Here is a 22,527-nt window from a genome sequence, read left to right on the forward strand (position 1 = left end):
GCAAGCCGCTTCGCGTATCACCTCCCCCTCGTTTTCCCCAACGCCGACCACCTTGACTCCCGTTGCCCGATCGACATCACTTCGCACATCACAAGTGTGATCACAGCTCGCAGATCAAACCCAGGAGAACCCGCCTTGGCACCCCGTATCGTCCCGCCCGCACTGAAAGCAATCGAATCGGCAACGATGGCCGAAAAGGTCTACCAGCAACTGCGCGAAGCGCTGATGAGCGGCCGCTTCGCGCCCGGCCAGGCGCTGAGCCTGCGCAGCGTCGCCGAGGCGGTCGGTTCGTCGACGATGCCTGTGCGCGCCGCGCTTGCGCGGCTGCACGCCGAACGCGCGCTGGTCGACGGCCCGAACCGCGCGCTCGTCGTGCCGCCGATGACGCTCGACATGCTCGACGAACTGCGCGACGTGCGGATCGCTCTCGAAGGTTGCATCGCCGAACGTGCCTGCGCGCGGATGACCGACGCGCAGATCGCCGCCGTGCGCAAGACCTGCGCGACGATGCAGGCACAGGCCGAGGCCGGCCGTTCACGCGCGTACCGGCAGAGCAATTTCGCGTTCCACAGCGCGATCTACGCGCACGGCGCGAGTGAAAGCACGCTGGCGATCGTCGAGAACCTGTGGATGCGTGTCGGACCGTTCCTCAACATGGTCGCGCTCGATTTCCCGCACATGCGGCGTTCGATGGACGCGCACCGCGCGATCGTCGATGCGCTCGAACGGCTCGACGGCGCCGGCGTGCGTGCCGGCATCGCGCTCGACATCGGCGGCGCCGCGCATGATCTCGCTGCGACGCTGCGGGCCGAGCAATCCCCGCGGCGCGTGAACGCAAAGCCGTAGCAGCAGAATTTCGCGGCAGCCAGCCCACGAGCGACGCCGCACCCGATAACTTCAACGACGGAGACTACCCGGCATGACAGCTTCCGACCTGCTGAAACCCTATGACGGCCTGCGCGTCCTCGTGACGGGTGGAGCCTCGGGCATCGGTCTCGAGATCGCCGACACGTTCGCCGACTGCGGCGCGCGCGTCCATGTGTGCGATGCATCGCAAGCCGTGATCGCGGCGCTGGCCGACCGGCCGTCGCGCACCGCGATCAGTGCGGCGCTGGCCGACGTAGCCGATCCGGCCGCGGTCGAGCGCGTGTTCGCGGATGTCGCGGCGATGCTCGGCGGCCTCGACGTGCCGGTCAACAACGCAGGCATCGCGGGCCCGACGGGCGGCATCGACGAAATCGACCCGGCGCAGTGGGAGCAGACGGTTGCGATCAACCTGAACGCGCGATTCCAGTTCGCGCGGCGCGCGGTGCCGCTACTGCGTAACACGCAGCACGGCGGCGCGATCATCGCGCTGTCGTCGGTCGCGGGGCGGCTCGGCTACGCGTTCCGCACGCCGTACGCGGCAACCAAGTGGGCGGTCGTCGGTCTCGTGAAAAGCCTCGCGATCGAGCTCGGGCCGCTCGGCATCCGCGTGAATGCGATCCAGCCCGGCATCGTGCGCGGCCTGCGGATGCGCCGCGTAATCGAGGCGCGCGCGCAGCAGCTCGGCACCGGCTACGACGAGATGGAAAAGCGCTATCTCGAGAAGATCTCGCTGCGACGCATGACGGATCCGGCCGAAATCGCCGCGACCGCGCTGTTCCTGTGCTCGCCGGGCGGGCATGGCAGATCTCCGTCTGCGGCAACGTCGAAGTGCTCTGACGCCTCCTGCATCGCTCACCGTAAGGAATCCATCCGTGGCAAACGCTCGCAAAGTCATCATCACCTGCGCGCCGACCGGCGCGATCCACACACCGTCGATGTCGCCGTACCTGCCCGTGACGGCGCATCAGATCGAGACAGCCGCCGTCGCGGCTGCTCAGGCCGGTGCCGCGATCCTGCACCTGCACGCGCGCAACCCGTCGGACGGCAAGCCAACGCAGGATCCGGCAGTGTTCGCCGAATTCTTGCCACGTATCAAGGCGCAGACGGACGCGGTGATCAATCTCACGTCGGGCGGCAGCCCGCACATGACCGTCCCTCGACGATGCATGCCGCCTCCCGACCCGCCGCTCTCACTCCGGATACGTGACGCGCTCCGGCTCGCGCCGCATGATCACCCTCCCGCGGCGAACCGACAGCGTGGCCTTCGCCTGCCGGCGCACGGCTTCGTAGTCGCTGTCCGCGTCGAGCACGACGAGGTTCGCCGGCCGCCCGACGGCGATCCCGTAACCGTCGCCGAGATGCATCGTCGTCGCGCTGTGATCGGTCACGAAGTCGAGGCAGCGCTGCAGGTCCTGGTAGCCCATCATGTGGCAGATGTGCAGGCCGGCGTCGAGCACGCGCAGGATATTGCCGTTGCCGAGCGGATACCACGGATCCTTGATCGAATCCTGCCCGAAGCACACGTTCAGGCCCGCGCGATCGAGCTCCGCGACGCGCGTGAGCCCGCGCCGCTTCGGAAACGTGTCGAAACGCCCCTGCAGATGGATGCTCTCGGTCGGGCACGAGACGAAGTTGAGACCCGCGCGCTTCAGCAACCGGAACAGCTTCGAGCAGTACGCGTTGTCGTACGAGCCCATTGCGGTCGTGTGGCTGGCCGTCACGCGCGCGCCCATCCCGCGCACCCGGGCTTCTTCCGCGAGCACTTCGAGAAAGCGTGAATGCGGATCGTCGGTCTCGTCGCAATGCACGTCGACGAGGCAGCCGGTGCGCTCGGCCAGTTCCATCAGGAAGCGGATCGAGCTGACGCCCTGCTCGCGCGTGTTCTCGAAATGCGGGATCCCGCCGACGACGTCCGCACCGAGATCGATCGCCTGCTCCATCAGCGCACGGCCGCCGTCGAACGACTCGATGCCCTCCTGCGGAAACGCGACGATCTGCAGGTCGATCAGCCCGCGCGCCTCGTCCTTCACTTCGAGCATCGCCTTCAGCGCAGCGAGCGTCGGATCGGTGACGTCGACATGGGTGCGCACGTGCTGGATGCCGTGATCGCGCAGCATGCCGATTGCCGCATGCGCACGCGTCTTCGTGTCCTCGTGCGTGATGGTCGCCTTGCGCTCGGACCAGCGCTCGATCCCCTCGAACAGCGTGCCGCTCATGTTCCAGGCCGGCTCGCCGGCCGTGAGCACGGCATCGAGGTGGATATGCGGCTCGACGAGCGGCGCAATCGCGAGGCGGCCGCCCGCGTCGAGATCGTCAGCGCCGGCCGGCGCTATCGGCGCGGTTTGCGCGTCGATTCGCGCGAACCTGTCGCCATCGATGCCGATCGTGAACAGCCCGTCGCGGCCGCGCAGGCGTGCATTGAAGAGGTTCATGTAGGTCCAGTGCGTCGTGCGGCGCCGGTGCGCCGCGTGGTGGGGAAAAGCGCTGCGGGTGATGTGTGCGGCGCTCAGTTGAAGTCTTCGATCTTCAGGCCGGTCGCCGCGCTCATCTCGTCGTTCGTCACGTCGCGCACGTGTTTGCCGAATATCCACACATGCCGGCCAGGGTCGCGGGCGCGATACGTGCGATCGCCGTAGAACTGGTCGGCCGGCGCCTGCAGAATCTCCGCGCCGGCAGCACGCGCATGCTCGCAATGCGCGTCGATATCCGCGTCGGCAGGAAGGTGCACATGGACGCTCTGCGTGTTGCGGTCGCCGGTGTCTTGCGGCGATGCGATGAAGTCGGCCCATGCGCCGCCGAGCGTGACGAGGCCGTCGCCGAATTGCATTTCGGCATGCGCGATGTCGCCTTCCGGCGTGGTGACGACGATCGAGCGCTCGAAACCGAATGCGCGTTCGAGCCAGTCCAATGCGCCTTTCGGGTCGCGATAGCACAGCGCGGCACTGAAGGACGGTCGGCGAGGCATGGCCATGGGTGTCTCCGGATGATGAACTCGGACTGCCCATTCTCCGCGCACGCGGTGCCGCGATCAACTCCCGTGCCAACGCCACGCGTGTTGTCAATGCGCGATACGGCATGCGCGGCAACCTCGCATCGCACACCGTACCGCCGGCGAAAACGCATGGCATCCGGCTGCGGCAACGGTTTGTGAACGCCGTGTGACGCACTCTTGCGCGACTCGCAATGGAGCGCTCGCGCCCCGAGCGCCGGAATCGGGCGAACGCGCCCCTACACTTGCGCCGAACTTTGATCACCGTCCCACACGCAGGAGCAGTTACATGAACAAAACCCTGATTGCCGCCGCATCCGCCGCCGCACTGTTCGCCCCGTTCGCGCACGCGCAGAGCTCGGTCACGCTGTACGGCCTGATCGACGCCGGCATCGCGTACACCAACAACGTGAATGGCAGCGCCCAGTGGCGCATGGCCAGCGGCACGATCAACGGCAGCCGCTTCGGCCTGCGCGGCAGCGAGGATCTCGGCGGCGGCCTGAAGGCGCTGTTCGTGCTGGAGAACGGCTTCAACGCGAACAACGGCGCGCTCGGCCAGGACGGCAAGCTGTTCGGCCGGCACGCATACGTCGGCCTGAGCAGCGCCGGCTACGGCACGCTGACGCTCGGCCGCCAGTACGACACGATGGTCGACTTCGTCGCGCCGCTGTCCGCGACGGCCGGCGATTTCGGCGATACGGGCTTCGCGCATCCGTTCGACAACGACAACCTGAACCACTCGGTGCGCATCAACAACGCGGTCAAGTACACGAGCGACTCGCTCGCGGGCTTCAAGGTCGGCGCGCTGTACGGCTTCTCGAACTCGACGAACTTCGCCGGCAACCGCGCGTACAGCGTCGCGGCGAGCTACACGAACGGGCCGCTGAAGCTGGCAGGCGCGTACCTGCAGATGAACGGCACGAAGGGCTCGACGAGCGCGAGCCCCGGCGCGACGGACGTGGCCGAGGCGAAGGGCGTCAGCCAGGGCGGCTGGTCGGTGGGCGCGGACCGCATGCGCACGTATGGCGGTGGCGTCAGCTATGTGTTCGGCCCGGCGACCGTCGGCTTCGTCTACACGCGCTCGCAGTACGACAACTCGGGCTCGTTCGGCTCCACCGGCCAGGTCGCGTTCAACAACTACGACGTGAACGTGCGCTATGCGGTGACGCCGGCCGTCAGCCTCGGCGCAGCCTACGTCTATACGGACGGCAGCGTGTCGAACCCGGACAGCAAGCACGGCACCGATCCGAAGTGGCACCAGGTCGACCTGCAGGCGGTGTACAAGCTGTCGCGCCGCACCGACGTGTACGCGGAAGCGATGTACCAGCACGCGTCGGGCCGCGGCTACCAGGCGTTCATCAACACGTCGGGCGGCGCATCGAGCACCGCGAACCAGATCGTCGGCACGATCGGCATGCGCACGCGGTTCTGAGCGCCGATCCGCATGACGTGACGGCGCGTCGCCCGCCGGCCATGCCCCCTGCCGCTGCAGGCGAGGCCGGTCGACACGGGCGACGCGCCCCAATGTTGTGCCATCTGGAAAGCTGCCTGCCGGGAATCGGGGTTTTTGTGACGATGCGCGCTGCATAGACTGGCGTCGACGGTTCGGATCGAACCTAGTTCGCCGAACCGGCCACCTATCCCATCCACAGGAGAACATCGTGAAATCGCTCGTCGTCACCGCCGCCGCTGCCGTCCTGCTTGCCGCACCGGCCCTGTCGTTCGCCCAGTCGGCGCAATCGCCCGTCACGCGTGCACAGGTGCTGCAGGAACTGGTCGACCTGGAGTCGGTCGGCTACAACCCGGCGCGCGGTGAAGCGGGCAACTATCCGGAAGACATCCTCGCCGCGCAGGCGCGCCTGAACGCGCAGCGCATCGCCGGGCATCGGGCCGCGCAAGCCGCGTACGGTCCGGCGGGTGCGCCCGCAACCGAATCCGGCGTCGCGGCGAAGCCCGCGCTGTGACGACATGACGACGCGCGCCACCCGGAGCGATCGTCTGCTCCGGGTGGCGCGCGGTTCATGGCCGCATCATGCGGCCTCTCCCCTCGTAACGTGCGACGTCCGGCGGGCCGATGCTCAGGCGGCCTGCGGTTCGCGGTCGATCGCGTTCAGCATCTCGACGTCGCGCGCGATCATCCCCGGCACCTGCGCGCGCAGCATCTCGACCCAGGTACGCACCTTCGCGTCGACGAAGCGGCGCGACGGATACAGCGCATACACGTTCATCTTCTGCAGGATGTGCCCGGGCAGCACGCGCACGAGCGTGCCGTCGTGCAGCGCGTCGATCGCCGAATACAGCGGCAGCATGCCGATCCCGATGCCGTCGCGGATCGCGAGCGCGAGCGACTCGGCCGTGTTGGTCTGCACCGGCCCCGCCACGTGGATCTGCTCGACGCCCTCGGCGCCTTCGAGCACCCATTCGTGGGTCGGGAAAGCCGGCGTGCAGAGCGTCAGGCACGCGTGTGCACCGAGATCCTCCGGGCGTGCCGGCGCGCCGTGGCGCTTCACGTACTCGGGCGACGCGCACAAGATGCTGAAGGTCGAGCCCAGCAGATGCGACACGAGCTCCGAATCGGGCAGCGACGACGCGGTGACGACCGCCATGTCGCTCGTGCCGTCGAACAGGTCGGGCATGCGCTGCGACAGCGACAGCTCGATCGACACGTCCGGATACTGCGTGTGATAGCGCGTCAGCGCGGGCATCACGTAGTGATGGCCGACGCTCGCGAAACTGTGCATGCGCAGCACGCCGGCCGGCCGCTCGTGCGCGCAGCTCGCCTCTTCTTCGGCGCGATCGACGTCGGCAAGAATCTGCCGGCAGCGCCGCAAATAGCTTTCGCCGGCCGACGTCAGCGCGAGACGGCGCGTCGAACGATTCATCAGACGGGTGCGCAGGCGCGCCTCGAGCTCGGACACGGCGCGCGACATCGCGCCCGTCGTCGAATTCAGCGATTGCGCGGCCGCGGTGAAACTGCCCGTCTCGACGACGCGCGTAAACACCCGCATGTTTTGTAGGGTATCCATTCCTGTAAGCCACCTGTAGCGGAGCCGCTATTTTCCTCCAGCGGATGCGGCAGATTGTTACGCGGCCTGCAACTATCGTTTCCCCGTAGCTGCGTTAATGCCCGCGCGCCGCACTCCTACAATCGGCGCCTCACCAGTCGAACGGGCCTGTCCGGACGCGCCGCGGCACCTTGCCCGGCCCCGCCCCGGCCCCCCCTCTTTTCATGAAGCCACAACCTGCGATCGAGCGACCTTCCGTCGAACCCGCACGATGGAGAGCCTGGCTCGATCCGCTCGGCGGCGCCGCGCGCGACTGGGCCGCGAGCGACGGGACGATCTGGCTCCACCTCGCCAAGACCGTGCTCGCCGCGCTGCTCGCGATGGGCATCGCGATGCGGCTCGAGATGTCGCAGCCGCGCACGGCGATGACGACCGTGTTCGTGCTGATGCAGCCGCTGTCGGGGATGGTGTTCGCGAAAAGCTTCTATCGCGTGCTCGGCACGGCGGCCGGGCTCGTCGCCGCACTCGCGCTCGGCGGGCTGTTCGCGCAGCAGCCGGAGCTGTACATGGCTGGCATCACGCTGTGGATCGGCACCTGCATCGCGCTCGCGGTGCGCAACCGCCACTTCCGCTGGTACGGATTCGTGCTCGCCGGCTACACGGCCGCGCTGATCGGCCTGCCGTCGGTGATGACGCCGCAGACGCTGTTCCAGTCCGCGCTCACGCGCGCCGCGGAAGTCGCGCTGGGCATCGCGTGCTCCGGCGCGGTCAGCGCGCTGATCCTGCCGCTCAGCTCGGCGAAGGCGCTGATGCGCTCGCTGACCGCCCGTCATGTGAAGTTCCCGGCATTCGCGGCCGGCGCGCTGTCGGGCGACCTCGCACGCGGCGATTTCGAACGGCGCTTCGCCGATTTCGTCGACGAGATCGTCGGCTTCGAGGCCAATCGCGCGTTCGCCTCGTTCGAGGATCCGCACATTCGCGCGCGCAGCCGCCGGCTCGCGCGGCTGAACAGCGAGTTCATGAATGCATGCACGCGCCTGCATGCGCTGCACCAGCTCATCAAGCGCCTGCGCGCGAACCGCTCGGACGCCGTGCTCGACGCGCTCGCGCCGCACGTCGACGGGCTCGCGCAGCGGATCACCGCGTTGCGCGACGAGCGCCAGCGCGGGATCGCGTCGACGACCGGCGCGCTGCTCGAACTGCGCCGCTTTCACGGCGCGTTGCCGAAGGCCGCGCGTGCGTCGCGCCGCGAGATCGAGGATCACGCGGCCGGCGGCCTGCTCGACTTCGATACCGCGATCGAGCTGATGTATCGCTTCGTCGGCGAGTATGTCGGTTATGCCGACACCTATGCATCGCTCGACCGCGACGATCATGCGTTCGAACGCTCGGTCACGCATTACGCGGTGAAGACCAATTCGTTCTTCGTCGGCTTCGCATTCCTGCGCACGCTCGTCGCCGTCGGCGCGATGAGCGCGTTCTGGATCGCGTCCGAATGGCCAAGTGGCCCGCTCGCCGTGATCGCCACCGCGATCGCGTGCGCACTGAGCTCGATGTCGCCGCGCGCGCCGAAGTTCGTCGCGCAAATGGCGGTCGGCGCGGCGTTCGCGACCGCGGTCGGCTACGTGTTCCTGTGCTACGTGTATCCGAACATCGACGGTTTTCCGCTGCTGTGCGCGGCGCTCGCGCCGGTGCTCGGCCTCGGCGCGTTTCTCGCGATGCGCCCGGGCCTGTCCGGCTACGGGATCGGTTTCGCGGTGTTCTTCTGCCTGCTCGCAGGCCCCGACAACGCGATCGCGTATACCCCCGAGGTGCTGATCAACAACGGTTTCGCCGTCGTCGTCGCGATGCTTGCCTGTTCGATCGTGTTTGCCGTGGTGTTTCCGACCCACATGCCGTGGCTCACGTCACGTATCGCGCACGATCTGCGCCGCCAGGTCACGCTCGCCTGCGAAGGCGCGCGCCAGGGCCTCTCCGCGCGCTTCCAGTCGAGCACGCACGACCTGATGGCGCAGCTGCGCACGCTGCTCGTCAAGCGCACGCGAGAACATCGCGACGCGCTGCGCTGGATGCTGTCGACGCTCGAAGTCGGTCATGCGGTGATCGACCTGCGCGACGAACTGCACGGGTTCTGCGAATCGAAACCGCCGCAGACGCTGCGCTGGACCGCGTCGGTCGATGCGGTGCTGCGCGAGCTGCCGCGTTTCTTCGACGATCCGACGCCGGTCCACCACGCGCGCACGCTGAAATCCGTGAACCTGGCGATCCGCGCCGCGCAGCATACGCTGCACGCGTGGTACGCGGTGCCCGATGCGCGCCATCGCATGCAGCGCATCGTCGGCTGCCTGCACTTCATCCGCAGCGCGCTGCTGGACAAGGACGCGCCGTTCAACCGCCACCGTCATTGATCGTCGACGGCGCTCGACGGCACTCGACGGCACTCGATGCGTGCGCAACGGCATCCTTGTTCCGATTGGAAATAAGCTCTGCACCCCTGGCGATTAATCTTCAAGCAGTGCGAGCCTATAGTTTCCTCACTGCCAGCGAGACTGGCACTGACCCAGGAGAAACTGAAATGAAGCCGCTGCACCTCGCCCTCGTTGCCCTGTCGCTCACCGCCGCTGTCGCGCATGCCCAGCCCGCGCCGGCCGACCTCGCGCAGCAACCGGCGAACCGCGCCGAAACCGTCCAGGCTGCCGGCCGCGTCGATCGTGCGCAATCGAAGCAGGAAGACCCGAACGCATGCGTCGGCCCCGTCAGCTTCTGCAACGTCTACTTCGGCAGCTGAGCATGACCCCGCGTCGTCACGGCCAGGCCCGCCGCGCACGCATCGCACGCATCGCATGCATCGCATGCGCGCGCGCACGACGCGCCGGCCGATCGCCGCAACGACCCTGCCCGCCACGCCGCTTCGAGTGAAGCGGCGCATGCCGTTTCAGGCGCCGCGTCCCGGCCGCCACCCCACTTCGCGCAATGCATCCAGCAAGCGCGCCTGCCCCAGCCCTTCGACCCGCGCGCCGCGCGATTCGACATCGCTCCCCGCGACCAGCGCGTTCACGATCGCTTCCTCCACCGCTTCCGCCGCCGCGACGAACAGCGCCGAAATGTGGTCGTTGTTCACCATCTTCACGTCCGTCGTCAGCGCACCCTTGCTGCCGTAGTTCGCGGCAGGCAGCCCGTCGTTGCCCGTTGCAAAGGCCAGGAAGATGTCGCCGCTCGAATCCTCGGTGCCGCCGCCGACGCGGGCCAGCCCGACGCTCGCGCGCTGCGCGAGGCGCGTGCACTGATGCGGCAGCAGCGGCGCATCGGTTGCGATCGTGACGACGATCGAGCCCATCCCGGCTTCGCCTGGCGCACCGGGCGCGCGGAACGGCGAAGGCACGTGCCGCAGCACTTCGCCGACCGGGTACCCGGCCACGCGCAGCATCTCGCGCACGCCGTAGTTCGCCTGCACGAGCGCGCCGACGGTCCAGCCGCCCGCGTCGGCCGCGACGACCCGCGACGCGGTGCCGATGCCGCCCTTGAACTCGTGGCAGATCATGCCCGTGCCGCCGCCCACGCCGCCTTCGGCGATCGGCCCCGACTGTGCGGCGGCCAGCGCACACTGCACATGTGCGGCACTTACGTGCTGCCCCCAGATGTCGTTGAGCAGGCCGTCGTAGGTTTCCATCACGACCGGCATGCACCAGTACACGCGGCCGGCCGCCGCTTCGCGTTCGTTCGCGACCAGCGCGTCGCGCACCGTGCCGACGCTGTGCGTGTTGGTATAGGCGATCGGCGTCGTCAGCAGGCCGGCTTCGCGGATCCATTCGAGCCCGGTCGCGTCGCCGTTGCCGTTGAGCACATGCACGCCCGCGAAGCACGGCGAATCGTGCGCGGCGCCCGCGCGCGGTTCGATAACGGTGACGCCGGTGCGGATCGATGCATCGCCGTTCTCGACGCTCAGCGTGCAATGTCCGACCCGCACGCCCGGCACGTCCGTGATCGCGTTGAAGCGGCCCGGCGTGCCGAGTCCGATGCGGATGCCGAGATCCCTCGTGCGCATGATGCAATTCCTCCAGTGTTTCGATGGTTCGATGTTTCGGTACGGCAAGGTAACGACGCCGCGTTCAGAGCGAGCGGAACGCATCGCTGTGGCGCGCCCAGACCGCATACATCGCGAGCGCGGCCGCCAGCAGAACGCCGATGATGATCAGGTCGGTCGGCTTCGTCGCCGTCGCGAGCGTCGTGTAGAGCGTGTACGCGGCGCCCGCGACCGCGACGAGCGGCGTCACGGGCCACAGCGGCATCCGGTAGTGATGTTCGACGTCGCGGCGCACGAACCGGCTCGCGAGCGCGGCCAGCCCGACCACCAGATAGATCAGCAGCAGCAGGTCGACCGTGAACGCGGTCAGTTCGTCGAGGCTCGATACGAACACGAGCCCCGCCGACGGCACCGCGAGCGCGATGGTTGCGAGCCACGGCGATTCCAGGCGCGGATGAATCGTCGAGAACGCGCGGTTGCAGGTGCGCGACCAGAGTGCGTGCCTGCCGCTGCTGTACAGCAGGCGCCCCATCGTGATCACGATCGCGATGATCGCGTTGAACACCGACAGGAAGATCCCGCCGCTGACCACGCGCGACACCGTCGGGTTGCTCAGCGAGCGCACGACATAGCCGATCGGGTCGGCGCTCTTGGTCAGCTCCGTCAGCGACGGTGCGCCGAGCACGATCGCGGTAAGCGGGATCAGTTCGACCACGAGGATCACCAGCAGCGAATAGATCACCGCCTTCGCGACGTTGCGGTTGCCGCCGCGCAGGTCTTCCGCGAGATACGCGGCGGAGCCGAAGCCGTTGTAGCAGAAGATCGCCGTGCCGATCGCGGGCACTATCGCCGCGAGCGTGGCCGGCACCAGCGCATTGCCGCTCGCGACGACCGGTGAGACCAGCACGTCGGCACCGCGATGCGGAGCACCGAAACCGAGCCCCGCGATCAGCATCAGCACGCCGATCTCGACGACGAGAAACGCGCCGGTGATCCACGCATTCGTCTTGATGTTCAGCATGCCGAGCAGATAGCTGAGCAGCACGATCGTCAGCGCGACCGACTGGTTGCTGAAGTGCGTGCCGAGCGCGTTGTTCAGGTACGGCGCCGCGCCGCTCGCGAGCACGGCCGGAATGAACACGCTGACGGACAGCACCGCAATGAAGGTCAGGTAGCCGGGCAGCGTGCCGAACACGCGCTTGGCCATCACGTACTCGCCGCCTGCGCTGCGGTGCGCGGCGCTGAGCTCGGCGTAGCAGAGCGCGAACGCGAGCGCGAGCACGCCGCCGAGCAGGAACGACAGCACCGCACCGCTGCCGGCCTGCTGGATCGCGAACGGCGCGATCACGAAGATCGAGCTTGCGGGCGTCACGCCCGACACGGTGATCATCACCGCGTCGCGCACGCTGAGCGTCTGCGACAACGCGCGCGGCGCGTCTTCCGTGGCAGGCGTCGCTTGCAGCGTGCCCGTCGATTCCGACATCATCGCCATTTCGTTCTCCTGTGCTCCTATGCCCCACATTTTTGAACACCCATACTCGGGTCCGATTGATTGCGTGGCAGTCTAGGAAGCCAATTTCAGGACCGCTATTCCCCCTTCGTGTTACGCCCTTCCGGTGGTGGTATGGATCGTCTCTTCTCCGAAATCGCGATGCACCAGGCGCTCGGCCGCGCAATCGATCATCTCGGCCAGCCGCGCTTCTGGCGTTTCCTGGTGCTGCTGCTCAACGAAATGGTGCCGTTCGACAACGCGCTCGCGACCGCGATCGGCCGCGACGGCGTGCCGCTCGTGCTCGACGAATACGACACGGGCGGCACCGACAGCGCGTCGCCGGTGCCGCTTTACCTCAACGGGTTATATCTGCTCGATCCGTTCCTGCAGGCCGCGCACGACGGGCTCGCCGACGGCTGCTACCGGCTCGAGGAAGTCGCGCCCGACCTGTTCCGGCAGAGCGAGTATTTCCTGAGCTATTTCCGCGATGCGGTCGGCGACGACGAAATCCAGGTCCTGCTGCGGCCGCATCCCGACCTGCTGCTGTCGCTGTCGCTCGGTGCATCCACGCGCTTCGACGTCGAGCCGCTCGGCAAGCTGACAGCCGCGATGCCGTGGGTGCTCGCGGCGATCCGGCAACACTGGCGGCTGGTGGGCGACGCGACGCGCGTGACGCCCGACGCCGATCTCGGCGCGCGCGTCGAGCAGGCGCTCGCGCGCTTCGGCGCGGGCGTGCTGACCGATCGCGAGATGTCGATCGCGCGGATGGTGCTGCGCGGCAATTCGTCGAAGGCGATCGCGGAGCGGCTGGCGATTTCACCGGAAACGGTGAAAGTGCATCGGCGGCATCTCTATGCCAAGCTCGGGATCTCGTCGCAGCCGGAGCTGTTTTCGCGGTTCATTCAGGCGCTCGGGGAAGATGCTGCGGGATAAGCGCATCGCCGAAGGCAGGCCACTTCAACCGCCCGATTCGATGAACCCGCCATCGGGCGCCTGATGCGGCACATACCAGCCGAAATACACCTCGGCCTCGACGATTCGTCCGTCGCGCACATGCAGCCGCTCCGCGTTCCGGAATCGCCTGCCCGCGCTCGTTTCGGCTTCGTACACGACGAACACGTATTCGCCGTGCACGGCGACATCGACGAACTCGAAGCCTGCCAGCATCGCGCTGTTCGGCCAGCAGCGCGCCAGGTATGCATCGCGGTCGAGCCGGTTGTCGAGCGGGCTCGTGAAATGGAAATCCGGCGCGATCAGCGCTTCGATCGCGTCGCGGTCCTTGTCGACATACGCGCGATAGCTCGCGCGCGCAACGTCACCGGGGTTGACAGGCATCGTCGTTACCTCCGCGAAGGGCCGGGACCGACGCGACGGCCCGCGTCGCCCCGAGGCATCGTTCAAATACGTGCAGGCGGCACACACGAGCGCGACCGAGCCCGCGCCCGCAGATAGGCGCGCCCGTCCGGCACGATGCCATTCACGAAAATCCGCACCGCCCGCCGCGCACGCGCCGCACCGCGCTTTCCGCGGCAACTCGCCGATGCCGTGGTTGCCCGTTTCCGCACGCGCGGGCATGATGTCCGCCAGCGTGCCGGCTGGGTCCAGCCGCCTCGGCGGTCCGGCCGTGCCGCGATCGGCGAGCCGTCCGCGCGCGATCGCCGCCATCTTCGAGCAATCCGCGTGCCGGCCGTGGCCGCCCACCTCATTGAGTCCATGTCACTACGCGCATTCAGAACGCTGGTCGCAATCGCCCGATACCGCACCTTCGCGCGCGCCGGTGAAGCGATCGGGCTCACGCAGTCCGCCGTGAGCCTGCAGATCAAGACACTCGAAAGCGAATACAACGTCCAGCTGTTCGACCGTTCGCGCCGCCAGCCGGTACTGACCGAAGCCGGCAACATCCTCGTCGCGCAGGCCGAGCAGGTGCTCGCGATGGTCGACCGGATTCCCGATGCGCTCAGCGACGAGAAGAAGCTCGTCGGCCGCCTGCGGATCGGCGCGATCCAGACCGCGCTGTCGGGCCCGCTGCCCGATGCGCTGCTTGCGCTGCGCGATGCGCATCCGTCGTTGCGCGTGCACGTATCGGCCGGCATGTCGGTCGAACTGGCGAACCGCGTCGCGGCCGGCGAACTCGACGCCGCGATCACGACGCGCCCGGTGCGCCCGCATCCGGCGGCGCTCACCTGGACCACGCTGTACGAAGACCGCTTCTGGCTGCTCGCGCCGCCGCACTACGCGGAGCGCGACGCGCGCACGCTGCTCGAGGCGCTGCCGTTCATCCGCTTCGATGCGCAGGCGTGGGCCGGCCGGATGATCGCCGCCGAGCTGCGCCGCATCGGCGTGCGCGTGCGCGAGGAGATGGTGCTCGACAGCGCAGAGACGATCGCGCGCATGGTCGCGCGCGGGCTCGGCGCGGCGATCGTCGCACTCCCCGACTCGACGCTCGCGCGTCTGCCGCCCGTCACGCGCTTGCCGTTCGGCCAGCCGCAGATGGGCCGCGCGGTCGTGCTGCTCGAACACCAGTCGCGCCCGGCCGAGCGTTTCGCGCGTGCGCTGGCCGCCGAAGTCACCGCGACATCGATGAGAATTTCTCATTGAACACCCGATAATTAACCATTATTCCTGCTGCATTCGCGTGTTAACTTGGCGGCATCGTCACTCTTTCGATCGCGCGCCGCCATGTCGCCCGCTGGATGGACTCCCGCTTCGCTCCGCTGCTCCGCCTGCCTGCCGTCCCGTCCGGCCCACCTGAAGGCACGCCGATGATCGGCCCGATCCTGCTCGCGCTCGCGCCGGTCGCGCTGCTGGTCGCGTTCGGCCACGGCCTGCGGCGCACGGGCTTCATCGCCGATGCATTCTGGCCGCACGCCGAGCGGCTTTGCTACTACGTGCTGCTGCCCGCGCTGTTCGCGGACGGTCTCGCGAATGCACGGCTGCAATCGTTGCCCGTCTTGCCGCTCGCGGCGGCACTGGTCGGGTCGACGGTGCTCGTCGCGGCGCTTCTGCTGCTGGTCCGCCGATGTGTGCAGGTCGACGGCGCCGGCTTCACGTCGGTGTTCCAGGGCGCGGTGCGCTTCAACAACTATGTTGGCACGGCACTCGCCGCAGGACTGTTCGGTGCGCACGGGATCGCGCTCGCGGCCGTGTGCGTCGCGGCGATCGTGCCGACCGTGAACCTGATGTGCGTGCTGGTGTTCGCGCGTTACGGCGAAACGCGGCTCGGCGCGTGGGCGCTCGTGCGCCAGATCCTGTCGAACCCGCTCGTCGTCGGCTGCGCGCTCGGGATCGCGATGCAGGTCACCGGCGTTGCGTTTCCGGCCGCGGTCGAACCGGCCGTGCGTGCGCTTGGCGCCGCGTCGATGCCGCTGGGCCTGCTGTGCGTGGGCGCGGCACTGAGATTCGATGCGGCGCGCGGATGGCTGCGGCCGATGTGCATCGCGTCGGCATTCAAGTTCATGGCGATGCCGCTCGCCACGCTCGCGGCCGGCCGCCTGCTCGGGCTCGGCGATGCCGCCCTCACCATCGCGCTGCTGTTCCAGGCGCTGCCGACGTCGTCCTCGTCATACATCATGGCCCGCCAGCTCGGCGGCGACGCGCCGCTGATGGCCGGTATCACCGCGTTCCAGACGATCGCCGCCGCGCTCGCGATGCCGGCCGTGCTGACGGCGCTCGCCGCAGCGCCCGCGTTTCGCTGACGGGGCGGCCCGGCACCGCCCGTCAACGCCCGTCAACGCCAACACCAGCGGCAATCGCCGTAGAACCGTCCTGAATCCGCGCCGTCGTGCGCCGACACCGTGTCGTTGCGCGAGACACACGCGCCGCCGATGCGCCCCCGGTTCTTCTCGCAGCGCTGCCAAAAACCGCCTATGGTGAATGGAGCGGGTCCGTTCAGCCGTCATTCGACTTCGCGTCGCTCGCACCGGCTGCCACGGCACCGTGTTCCGGCACCATTCCCCGCGATCGTGCGCACGCCCGGCCGTGCGCGCGATTGCGCCGCCCACCGGACTACAAGGAGGTACTCATGAAAGCCGTGCTGCTCGTCAGTTCCGCCGTGCTCGCCATGGCGTCCGTTTCGGCCTCGGCTCAGGGCTCGATCACCAAAGTCGAAAACGGCGCGCTCGTCGCCGCGAACGGGATGACCGTCTACGCATTCGACAAGGACAAGCCCAACGCCGGCACCAGCGCATGCACGGGCCAATGCGAATCCTTCTGGCCGCCGTACAAGGCCAGCGCGACCGACGTCCCGGTCGGCCCCTACACCATCGTCAAGCGCGACGACGGCAGCCCGCAATGGGCCTACAAGGGCAGGCCGCTGTATTTCTTCTCGAAGGACATGAAGCAGGGCGACCGCAACGGCGACAACTTCAAGAACATGTGGCACGTCGTCGCCCCGTAAGCGCGCCTTCCACGCGTTGCGTGTCGGCACGGCCGCGGCACGCGTAAAAAAGCCCGCCCCGATCGCCGATCGGAGCGGGCCTGTGCGTCCTTGCGCCGGCTGTACGACGACACCCGCCGACAAGCAGGCGTCGCGCGCAGCCGGAACGCGCGTCAGCGGTTCGACGGGAAGCTGAACACAGTCCCTTCGCGCACGCCGGCCGACGGCCAGCGCTGCGTGATCGTCTTGCGCTTCGTGTAGAACCGCACCGCATCCGGGCCGTACGCATGCAGGTCGCCGAACAGCGAGCGCTTCCAGCCGCCGAACGAGTGGTACGCGACCGGCACCGGCAGCGGCACGTTGATGCCGACCATGCCGATCTGGATGTTGTCGCCGAAGTAGCGCGCCGCCTCGCCGTCGCGCGTGAACAGGCACGTGCCGTTGCCGTACTCGTGCGCGTCGATCAGCGCCATCGCCTCGTCGAGCGACTTCAGGCGGATCACGCCAAGCACCGGCCCGAAGATCTCGTGCTGGTAGATCGGCATGCCGGGCTTCACGTTGTCGAACAGGCACGGGCCGAGGTAGTAGCCGCCGTCGTGGCCGTCGACCTTCACGCTGCGGCCGTCGACGACGAGCGTCGCGCCCGCCTCCACGCCCGCTTCGACGAAGCTCGTCACCTTCTCGAAATGCTGCTTCGTGACGAGCGGCCCCATGTCGACGCCGGCACCGTTGCCCGGGCCGACCTTCATCTTCGCGATCTCGGCCTTCAGGCCTTCGACCACCTTGTCGCCCGTTTCATCGCCGATCGCGACGACCAGCGGGATCGCCATGCAGCGCTCGCCGCACGAACCGTACGCGGCGCCCATCAGCGCGTTCACCGCATTGCCGATGTCGGCGTCGGGCATCACCACCGCGAAGTTCTTCGCGCCGCCGAGTGCCTGCACGCGCTTGCCGTGCGCGCAGCCGGTCGAGTAGATGTATTCGGCGATCGGCGTCGAGCCGACGAAGCTCACCGCCTTCACACGCGGGTCGGTCAGGATCGTGTCGACGGCTTCCTTGTCGCCGTTCACGACGTTCAGCACGCCCGGCGGCAGGCCAGCCTCGAGCGCAAGCTCGGCCATGCGCAGCGTCGACGACGGCGTGCGCTCGGACGGCTTCAGCACGAACGTGTTGCCGCACGCGACGGCCATCGGCCACATCCACAGCGGCACCATCACCGGGAAGTTGAACGGCGTGATGCCGGCGGCGACGCCGAGCGCCTGGAACTCGCTCCACGAATCGATCGCAGGGCCGACGTTCTTGCTGTGCTCGCCCTTCAGCAGTTCGGGCACGTAGGTCGCGTATTCGACGTTCTCGATCCCGCGCTGCAGTTCGCCCATCGCGTCGGCGAGCACCTTGCCGTGCTCGGCGGTGATCAGCGCGCACAGTTCGTCCGCGTGCTCCTCGAGCAGCGTCTTGAAGCGGCTCATCACACGGGCGCGCTTCAGCGGCGGCGTGTTGCGCCATGCCGGGAACGCGGCCTGCGCGGACGCGATCGCGGCTTCGACGGTCAGCTTGTCGGCGAGCGCGACGCTCTTGTGCGATTCGCCGGTGGCCGGGTCGAACACCGGCTGGACGCGGCTGCCGCCGTCGACGCGCTTGCCGTCGATCAGGTGGCCGACGGTGGAGGTCACATTGCTGTCGTGTTTCATCGTTCAGACTCTTTCGTGAATTCGGTTGTCGCAGGGAGCGGCTCGCGGCTCAGTCCACTTCGTTCAGCGCATCGGACAGCGCGTTGACCAGGTTATCGATCTCGCGCTTTTCGGAGATGAACGGCGGCGCGAGCTGGATCGTGTCGCCGCCGTAGCGCACGTAGAAGCCCTTCGCCCAGCAGCGCATCGCGATCTCGTACGGGCGCCGTGCCGGCTCGCCCGGCAGCGCCGCGATCGTCAGGCCGGCCGCCAGCCCATAGTTGCGGATGTCCGCGATATGGCGCTGGCCCTTGAGCCCATGCACGGCCGCCTCGAAATGCGGCGCGAGGTCGCGCACACGGGCCACCGCGTCTTCCTTCACGAGCAGGTCGAGCGCCGCGACGCCGGCCGCGCAGGCGACCGGGTGCGCCGAGTACGTGTAGCCGTGCGGGAACTCGAGCATGTACTCGGGGCCGCCCGCGGCCATGAACGTGTCGTAGATTTCCTTCGTCGCGATCACGCCGCCGAGCGGCTGCACGCCGTTCGTCACCTGTTTCGCGAAATTCATGATGTCCGGCGTCACGCCGAACGCGTCGGCACCCGTCATTGCACCGGCACGGCCGAAGCCCGTAATGACTTCGTCGAAGATCAGCAGGATGTCGTGCGCGGTACAGATATCGCGCAGGCGCTTCAGATAGCCCTTCGGCGGAATGACCACGCCCGCCGAACCGGAGAACGGCTCGACGATCACGGCCGCGATGTTCGATGCGTCGTGCAGCGTGATCAGGTCGAGCAGGCGATCGGCCAGATCGGCGCCGTTCTCGGGCATCCCGCGCGAGAACTTGTTCTCGGCGAGTTGCGTGTGCGGCAGGAAATCGGCGTCGAGACCCTGGCCGAACAGCTTGCGGTTCGCGCCGATCCCGCCGACCGAAATGCCGCCGAAGTTCACGCCGTGATAGCCCTTCTCGCGGCCGATCAGGCGCGTCTTCGTGCCCTTGCCCTTCGCGCGCCAGTACGCACGGGCCATCTTCAGCGACGTGTCGGCCGCTTCGGAGCCCGAGCCCGTGAAGAACACGTAGTCGAGGCCGGCCGGCGTCAGGTCCTTGATCTTGTTCGCGAGCTCGAACGACTTCGGATGGCCGAACTGGAATGCCGGCGCGTAGTCGAGCTGCGCGACCTGGCGGCTCACGGCTTCGGTGATTTCCGTGCGGCCGTGGCCGAGGCCCGTGCACCACAGGCCCGACAGGCCGTCGAAGATCTTGCGGCCTTCGCCGTCCGTGTAATACGCGTCCTTGGCCGACACGATCATGCGCGGGTCGGACTTGAACTGGCGGTTCGCCGTGAATGGCATCCAGTGGGCGTCGAGCCACGCTGCATCGGTGCGGACGGCGGTCTGATCCTGTTGGGCGGCAATGGTGGTGTCGGTCATGTCGGTCGGCGCGGCGCGCCCCTCCTCCTTATGTTGATATTGCGCATTGTCGGGACGCCAATTAGTCTTTTGAATATCGCAATATCAATGTTCACTTGCGCAACTATGCAAGCAAAGAAACCGAAGAGCCGCGCGCTGCTCGGGCAGCTCAGCGACATGGATCTCCGCCTGCTGCGGGTCTTCAAGGGGGTCGTGCAATGCGGCGGGATGGCGGCGGCCGAGCTGGAACTGAATATCGGCATCTCGACGATCAGCCGCCACGTGAAGGATCTGGAAACGCGCCTCGGCCTCGTGCTGTGCCGGCGCGGCCGCGCGGGCTTCACGCTGACCGCCGAGGGGCAGACGGTGTATGAGGAAACCCTGCGGCTGCTCGCGTCGATGGAAGCGTTTCGCAGCAGGGTCGACGGCATTCACGACAAGATGGGCGGAGAACTGCATGTCGCGGTGTTCGACAAGACGGCCACCAACCCGAACGCGCGGCTCGGCGACGCGATCCGCCAGTTCGCCGACGAAGCCCCGGACGTCGCGCTGAACCTGCACGTCGCGTCGATCAACGAGGTCGAGCGCGGGATCATCGACGGCAGCTATCAGGTCGGGATCATCCCCGCGCACCGCAACTCGGGCAGCCTCGTGTATTCGGAACTGTTCGACGAACGGATGCTGCTGTACTGCGGCCGCCAGCATCCGCTCTTCGACGCGCCGCACGGCAAGCTCACGTGGACGACGATCCGCAACCACGCGTTCGCCGGCCTCGGCTTTCATTCGCCGAACATGGAGCTGAGCCATCGCGCGAAGCTCACGCGCAGCGCGACCGCATCGGACCAGGAATCGATCGCGACGCTGATCCTGTCAGGCCGCTATCTCGGCTTCCTGCCCGACCATTACGCGGAAAGCTTCGAAAACAAGGGATTGATGCAGGCGATCGCGCCGCACCGCTTCAACTACCGGTGCCGGTTCGTGAGCCTGCTGCGGCGCTCGCCGCGGCCGTCGCGGGCGGCGCTGCTGTTCCAGTCGTGCCTCGAAGCCGCGCATGCGGCGGCGCGACCGGGCGGCACCGGCGGCGACGCGTAACCGGGCTCAGGCTTCGCCTGCGCCGCCGTCGGGATGCGACTGCCGCCGCACCCGCATCAGGAAATACACGGCGACCAGCGCGGCTGCGAACCCGGACGCCGCGCCGACGCCGAGCGCCCAGCGCGGGCCGAGATGGTTCGCGACCCAGCCCGCCACCGGCGCGCCGATCGGCGTGCCGCCGAACGCAACCGCGAGCCGCAGCGCCATCACGCGCCCGCGCATCGCCGGCTCGGTCGACAGCTGCATCAGCGCATTGGTCGACGTGGTGAAGGTCATCGCGGCGATCCCGGTCAGCACGAGCGCCGCCGCGAACAGCCAGTAGCTTGGCGCGAGCGCGCCGAGCGTGCAGCCGATCCCGAACGTCGCCGCGCCGATCCACAAGTGCCGGAACAGCGGCCGTTCGCGGCGCGCCGCGAGCAACGCGCCCGAGATCGTGCCGACCGCCATCATCGACGACAGGATGCCGAAGCCGCGCGCATCGACGTGGAACACGCCGGCCGCCATCGTCGAGATGAACAGCGGGAAATTCAGCCCGAACGTGCCGATCAGGAACAGCATCACGAGCGTCGCCTTCAGGTCCGAGCGATGCCAGACGTAGCGGAACCCGTCGAGCAGGCTTCCGCGCGCATGGCCGGCGCGCGTGTTCTCGCGCAGTTCGTCGGCGCGCAGCAGCGACAGCGACGCGAGCACCGCGACGAAGCTGATGCCGTTGAGCACGAACGCCCAGCCCGTGCCGACCGACGCGATGATGAAGCCGGCCACGGCCGGCCCGATCATCCGCGCCGCGTTGAACGACGTCGAATTGAGCGCGACGGCGTTCGCGAGCTCGCGGTCGCCGACCAGCTCCGCGACGAAGGTTTGCCGCACCGGTGCGTCGAACGCCGATGCGCAGCCGAACAGGAACGCGAACAGGTAGACGTGCCACAGCTGCACGATGCCCGTGACCGTCAACAGCCCCAGCGCGAGCGCGAGCCCGCCCATCAGGGCCTGCGTCGTCATCAGCAGCCGGCGCTGATTGAAGCGGTCGGCCGCATAGCCGGTCCACGGCAGCAGCAGGAGCTGCGGGCCGAACTGCAGGGACATCACGATACCGACCGCCGACGCGTCGTGGTGCGTGAGCTGCGTGAGCACCAGCCAGTCCTGCGCGGTGCGCTGGATCCACGTGCCGACGTTGGACACCAGCGCGCCGGCCGCCCACACGCGGTAGTTGAAGCTGCGCAGCGAGCGGAACACGCCCGCGGCCGGCACGCTCATGGCCGCCGCGGCGCGTTGCCGCCGTGCAGCGCGCCGAAGTGCCGCGCGAGAAACAGGCCGAGCGCCAGCACGCCAAGGCCGAGCGCGGCCGCGTCGGCCGTGCGCGCGAGGTCGAAATCGCCGACCCGGCGCAGCAGCACATAGCCGATCGCGAGATTGACGACACCCCACACGACGTTCACCGTCGACGACGACAGCCCGCGGCCGGGCGGATTCGCGAACGGCGTCTGGAACGGCTCGCCGCGCAACCCGCTGACGAGATGCGGAACGGCATTCGCCAGAAAGGCGCCGCCCAAAAAATACGACACGAGATGCAGGATGTTCATGTTCGGGCGCTCCTCCCGCCGGGTG

20 protein-coding genes and 2 pseudogenes are annotated in these 22,527 nt (G+C 68.0%); 12 read left to right on the plus strand and 10 right to left on the minus strand.

Features of this window, described 5'->3' with window-relative positions; all coding sequences use genetic code 11:
- The first annotated feature begins 135 nt into the window (after window positions 1-135).
- The 3 genes and pseudogenes from AC1Z3W_RS09740 to AC1Z3W_RS09750 form a co-directional block, all read left to right on the plus strand.
- Window positions 136-846: a GntR family transcriptional regulator gene (locus tag AC1Z3W_RS09740; RefSeq protein ID WP_483507510.1), complete on the plus strand. Its 711-nt coding sequence runs from the start codon at window positions 136-138 to the stop codon at window positions 844-846.
- Window positions 847-919: 73 nt separating this feature from the next.
- Window positions 920-1,704 (plus strand): annotated as a pseudogene (locus AC1Z3W_RS09745) (SDR family oxidoreductase).
- A gap of 35 nt (window positions 1,705-1,739) precedes the next feature.
- Window positions 1,740-2,039, plus strand: a pseudogene (locus AC1Z3W_RS09750) (3-keto-5-aminohexanoate cleavage protein); the annotation flags it as partial.
- Between the two features lie 18 nt (window positions 2,040-2,057).
- On the opposite strand, the gene codA reads toward AC1Z3W_RS09750, so the two are convergent.
- Window positions 2,058-3,299 carry a cytosine deaminase gene (gene codA, locus AC1Z3W_RS09755; RefSeq protein WP_124831879.1) on the minus strand — a complete coding sequence of 414 codons (1,242 nt, stop codon included), beginning with the start codon at window positions 3,297-3,299 and terminating at the stop codon, window positions 2,058-2,060.
- Between the two features lie 74 nt (window positions 3,300-3,373).
- The gene (locus tag AC1Z3W_RS09760; RefSeq protein ID WP_483507511.1) at window positions 3,374-3,838 is read right to left on the minus strand and encodes a VOC family protein; all 465 of its coding nucleotides are present in this window, start codon (window positions 3,836-3,838) and stop codon (window positions 3,374-3,376) included.
- Between the two features lie 307 nt (window positions 3,839-4,145).
- On the opposite strand from AC1Z3W_RS09760, the gene AC1Z3W_RS09765 reads away from it, so the two are divergent.
- Window positions 4,146-5,288, plus strand: coding sequence for a porin (locus tag AC1Z3W_RS09765; protein ID WP_124831875.1), 1,143 nt, complete (start codon window positions 4,146-4,148; stop codon window positions 5,286-5,288).
- A 229-nt stretch (window positions 5,289-5,517) separates the two neighbouring features.
- Window positions 5,518-5,820 (plus strand): DUF4148 domain-containing protein, encoded by a 303-nt coding sequence (locus tag AC1Z3W_RS09770; RefSeq protein WP_057927114.1) that lies wholly within the window; start codon window positions 5,518-5,520, stop codon window positions 5,818-5,820.
- Window positions 5,821-5,934: 114 nt separating this feature from the next.
- Here AC1Z3W_RS09770 and AC1Z3W_RS09775 read toward each other — a convergent pair whose 3' ends face one another.
- Complete coding sequence (locus AC1Z3W_RS09775) at window positions 5,935-6,882, minus strand: LysR family transcriptional regulator (protein ID WP_124831873.1); 948 nt, start codon at window positions 6,880-6,882, stop codon at window positions 5,935-5,937.
- A gap of 203 nt (window positions 6,883-7,085) precedes the next feature.
- Between AC1Z3W_RS09775 and AC1Z3W_RS09780 the strand changes: the two genes are divergently transcribed.
- Window positions 7,086-9,269 carry an FUSC family protein gene (locus AC1Z3W_RS09780; protein ID WP_483507512.1) on the plus strand — a complete coding sequence of 728 codons (2,184 nt, stop codon included), beginning with the start codon at window positions 7,086-7,088 and terminating at the stop codon, window positions 9,267-9,269.
- A gap of 167 nt (window positions 9,270-9,436) precedes the next feature.
- Window positions 9,437-9,649, plus strand: coding sequence for a hypothetical protein (locus AC1Z3W_RS09785; RefSeq protein WP_124613565.1), 213 nt, complete (start codon window positions 9,437-9,439; stop codon window positions 9,647-9,649).
- Between the two features lie 147 nt (window positions 9,650-9,796).
- Here the strand turns inward: AC1Z3W_RS09785 and AC1Z3W_RS09790 are convergent, their stop codons facing one another.
- Both AC1Z3W_RS09790 and AC1Z3W_RS09795 read right to left on the minus strand, forming a co-directional pair.
- Window positions 9,797-10,906, minus strand: coding sequence for a DmpA family aminopeptidase (locus tag AC1Z3W_RS09790; RefSeq protein WP_483507513.1), 1,110 nt, complete (start codon window positions 10,904-10,906; stop codon window positions 9,797-9,799).
- Between the two features lie 64 nt (window positions 10,907-10,970).
- Complete coding sequence (locus AC1Z3W_RS09795; RefSeq protein ID WP_057927109.1) at window positions 10,971-12,377, minus strand: APC family permease; 1,407 nt, start codon at window positions 12,375-12,377, stop codon at window positions 10,971-10,973.
- Window positions 12,378-12,509: 132 nt separating this feature from the next.
- On the opposite strand from AC1Z3W_RS09795, the gene AC1Z3W_RS09800 reads away from it, so the two are divergent.
- Entirely contained in the window at window positions 12,510-13,310 is an 801-nt protein-coding gene (locus AC1Z3W_RS09800; RefSeq protein ID WP_124831867.1) for a helix-turn-helix transcriptional regulator, read from the plus strand.
- A 24-nt stretch (window positions 13,311-13,334) separates the two neighbouring features.
- Here AC1Z3W_RS09800 and AC1Z3W_RS09805 read toward each other — a convergent pair whose 3' ends face one another.
- On the minus strand, window positions 13,335-13,712 hold the full coding sequence (locus AC1Z3W_RS09805) for a nuclear transport factor 2 family protein (RefSeq protein WP_483507514.1): 378 nt from the start codon (window positions 13,710-13,712) through the stop codon (window positions 13,335-13,337).
- Window positions 13,713-14,090: 378 nt separating this feature from the next.
- On the opposite strand from AC1Z3W_RS09805, the gene AC1Z3W_RS09810 reads away from it, so the two are divergent.
- The 3 genes from AC1Z3W_RS09810 (at window position 14,091) to AC1Z3W_RS09820 (ending at window position 16,773) form a co-directional block, all read left to right on the plus strand.
- Complete coding sequence (locus AC1Z3W_RS09810; RefSeq protein WP_483507515.1) at window positions 14,091-14,975, plus strand: LysR family transcriptional regulator; 885 nt, start codon at window positions 14,091-14,093, stop codon at window positions 14,973-14,975.
- A 164-nt stretch (window positions 14,976-15,139) separates the two neighbouring features.
- Window positions 15,140-16,072 (plus strand): AEC family transporter, encoded by a 933-nt coding sequence (locus AC1Z3W_RS09815; protein ID WP_057927263.1) that lies wholly within the window; start codon window positions 15,140-15,142, stop codon window positions 16,070-16,072.
- A 326-nt stretch (window positions 16,073-16,398) separates the two neighbouring features.
- A complete protein-coding gene (locus AC1Z3W_RS09820) occupies window positions 16,399-16,773 on the plus strand; it encodes a COG4315 family predicted lipoprotein (protein WP_057927106.1) in 375 nt (124 codons plus the stop codon).
- 152 nt (window positions 16,774-16,925) lie between these two features.
- On the opposite strand, the gene AC1Z3W_RS09825 is transcribed toward AC1Z3W_RS09820, so the two are convergent.
- Together AC1Z3W_RS09825 and aptA are read right to left on the minus strand one after the other, a co-directional pair.
- On the minus strand, window positions 16,926-18,443 hold the full coding sequence (locus tag AC1Z3W_RS09825) for a CoA-acylating methylmalonate-semialdehyde dehydrogenase (protein WP_124831861.1): 1,518 nt from the start codon (window positions 18,441-18,443) through the stop codon (window positions 16,926-16,928).
- Between the two features lie 49 nt (window positions 18,444-18,492).
- Window positions 18,493-19,851, minus strand: a complete 1,359-nt coding sequence (aptA, locus tag AC1Z3W_RS09830) for an omega-aminotransferase AptA (protein ID WP_057927104.1) — start codon at window positions 19,849-19,851, stop codon at window positions 18,493-18,495.
- A gap of 87 nt (window positions 19,852-19,938) precedes the next feature.
- Between aptA and AC1Z3W_RS09835 the strand changes: the two genes are divergently transcribed.
- On the plus strand, window positions 19,939-20,922 hold the full coding sequence (locus AC1Z3W_RS09835; protein WP_082664734.1) for a LysR family transcriptional regulator: 984 nt from the start codon (window positions 19,939-19,941) through the stop codon (window positions 20,920-20,922).
- A gap of 6 nt (window positions 20,923-20,928) precedes the next feature.
- Here the strand turns inward: AC1Z3W_RS09835 and AC1Z3W_RS09840 are convergent, their stop codons facing one another.
- Together AC1Z3W_RS09840 and AC1Z3W_RS09845 are read right to left on the minus strand one after the other, a co-directional pair.
- Window positions 20,929-22,176 carry an MFS transporter gene (locus AC1Z3W_RS09840; protein WP_057927102.1) on the minus strand — a complete coding sequence of 416 codons (1,248 nt, stop codon included), beginning with the start codon at window positions 22,174-22,176 and terminating at the stop codon, window positions 20,929-20,931.
- Window positions 22,173-22,502: a hypothetical protein gene (locus AC1Z3W_RS09845; RefSeq protein ID WP_057927101.1), complete on the minus strand. Its 330-nt coding sequence runs from the start codon at window positions 22,500-22,502 to the stop codon at window positions 22,173-22,175. The genes AC1Z3W_RS09840 and AC1Z3W_RS09845 overlap by 4 nt, the downstream gene beginning before the upstream one ends.
- Between the last annotated feature and the right edge of the window lie 25 nt (window positions 22,503-22,527).

It is taken from the genome of Burkholderia sp. 10_S31 (genome assembly GCF_056930375.1).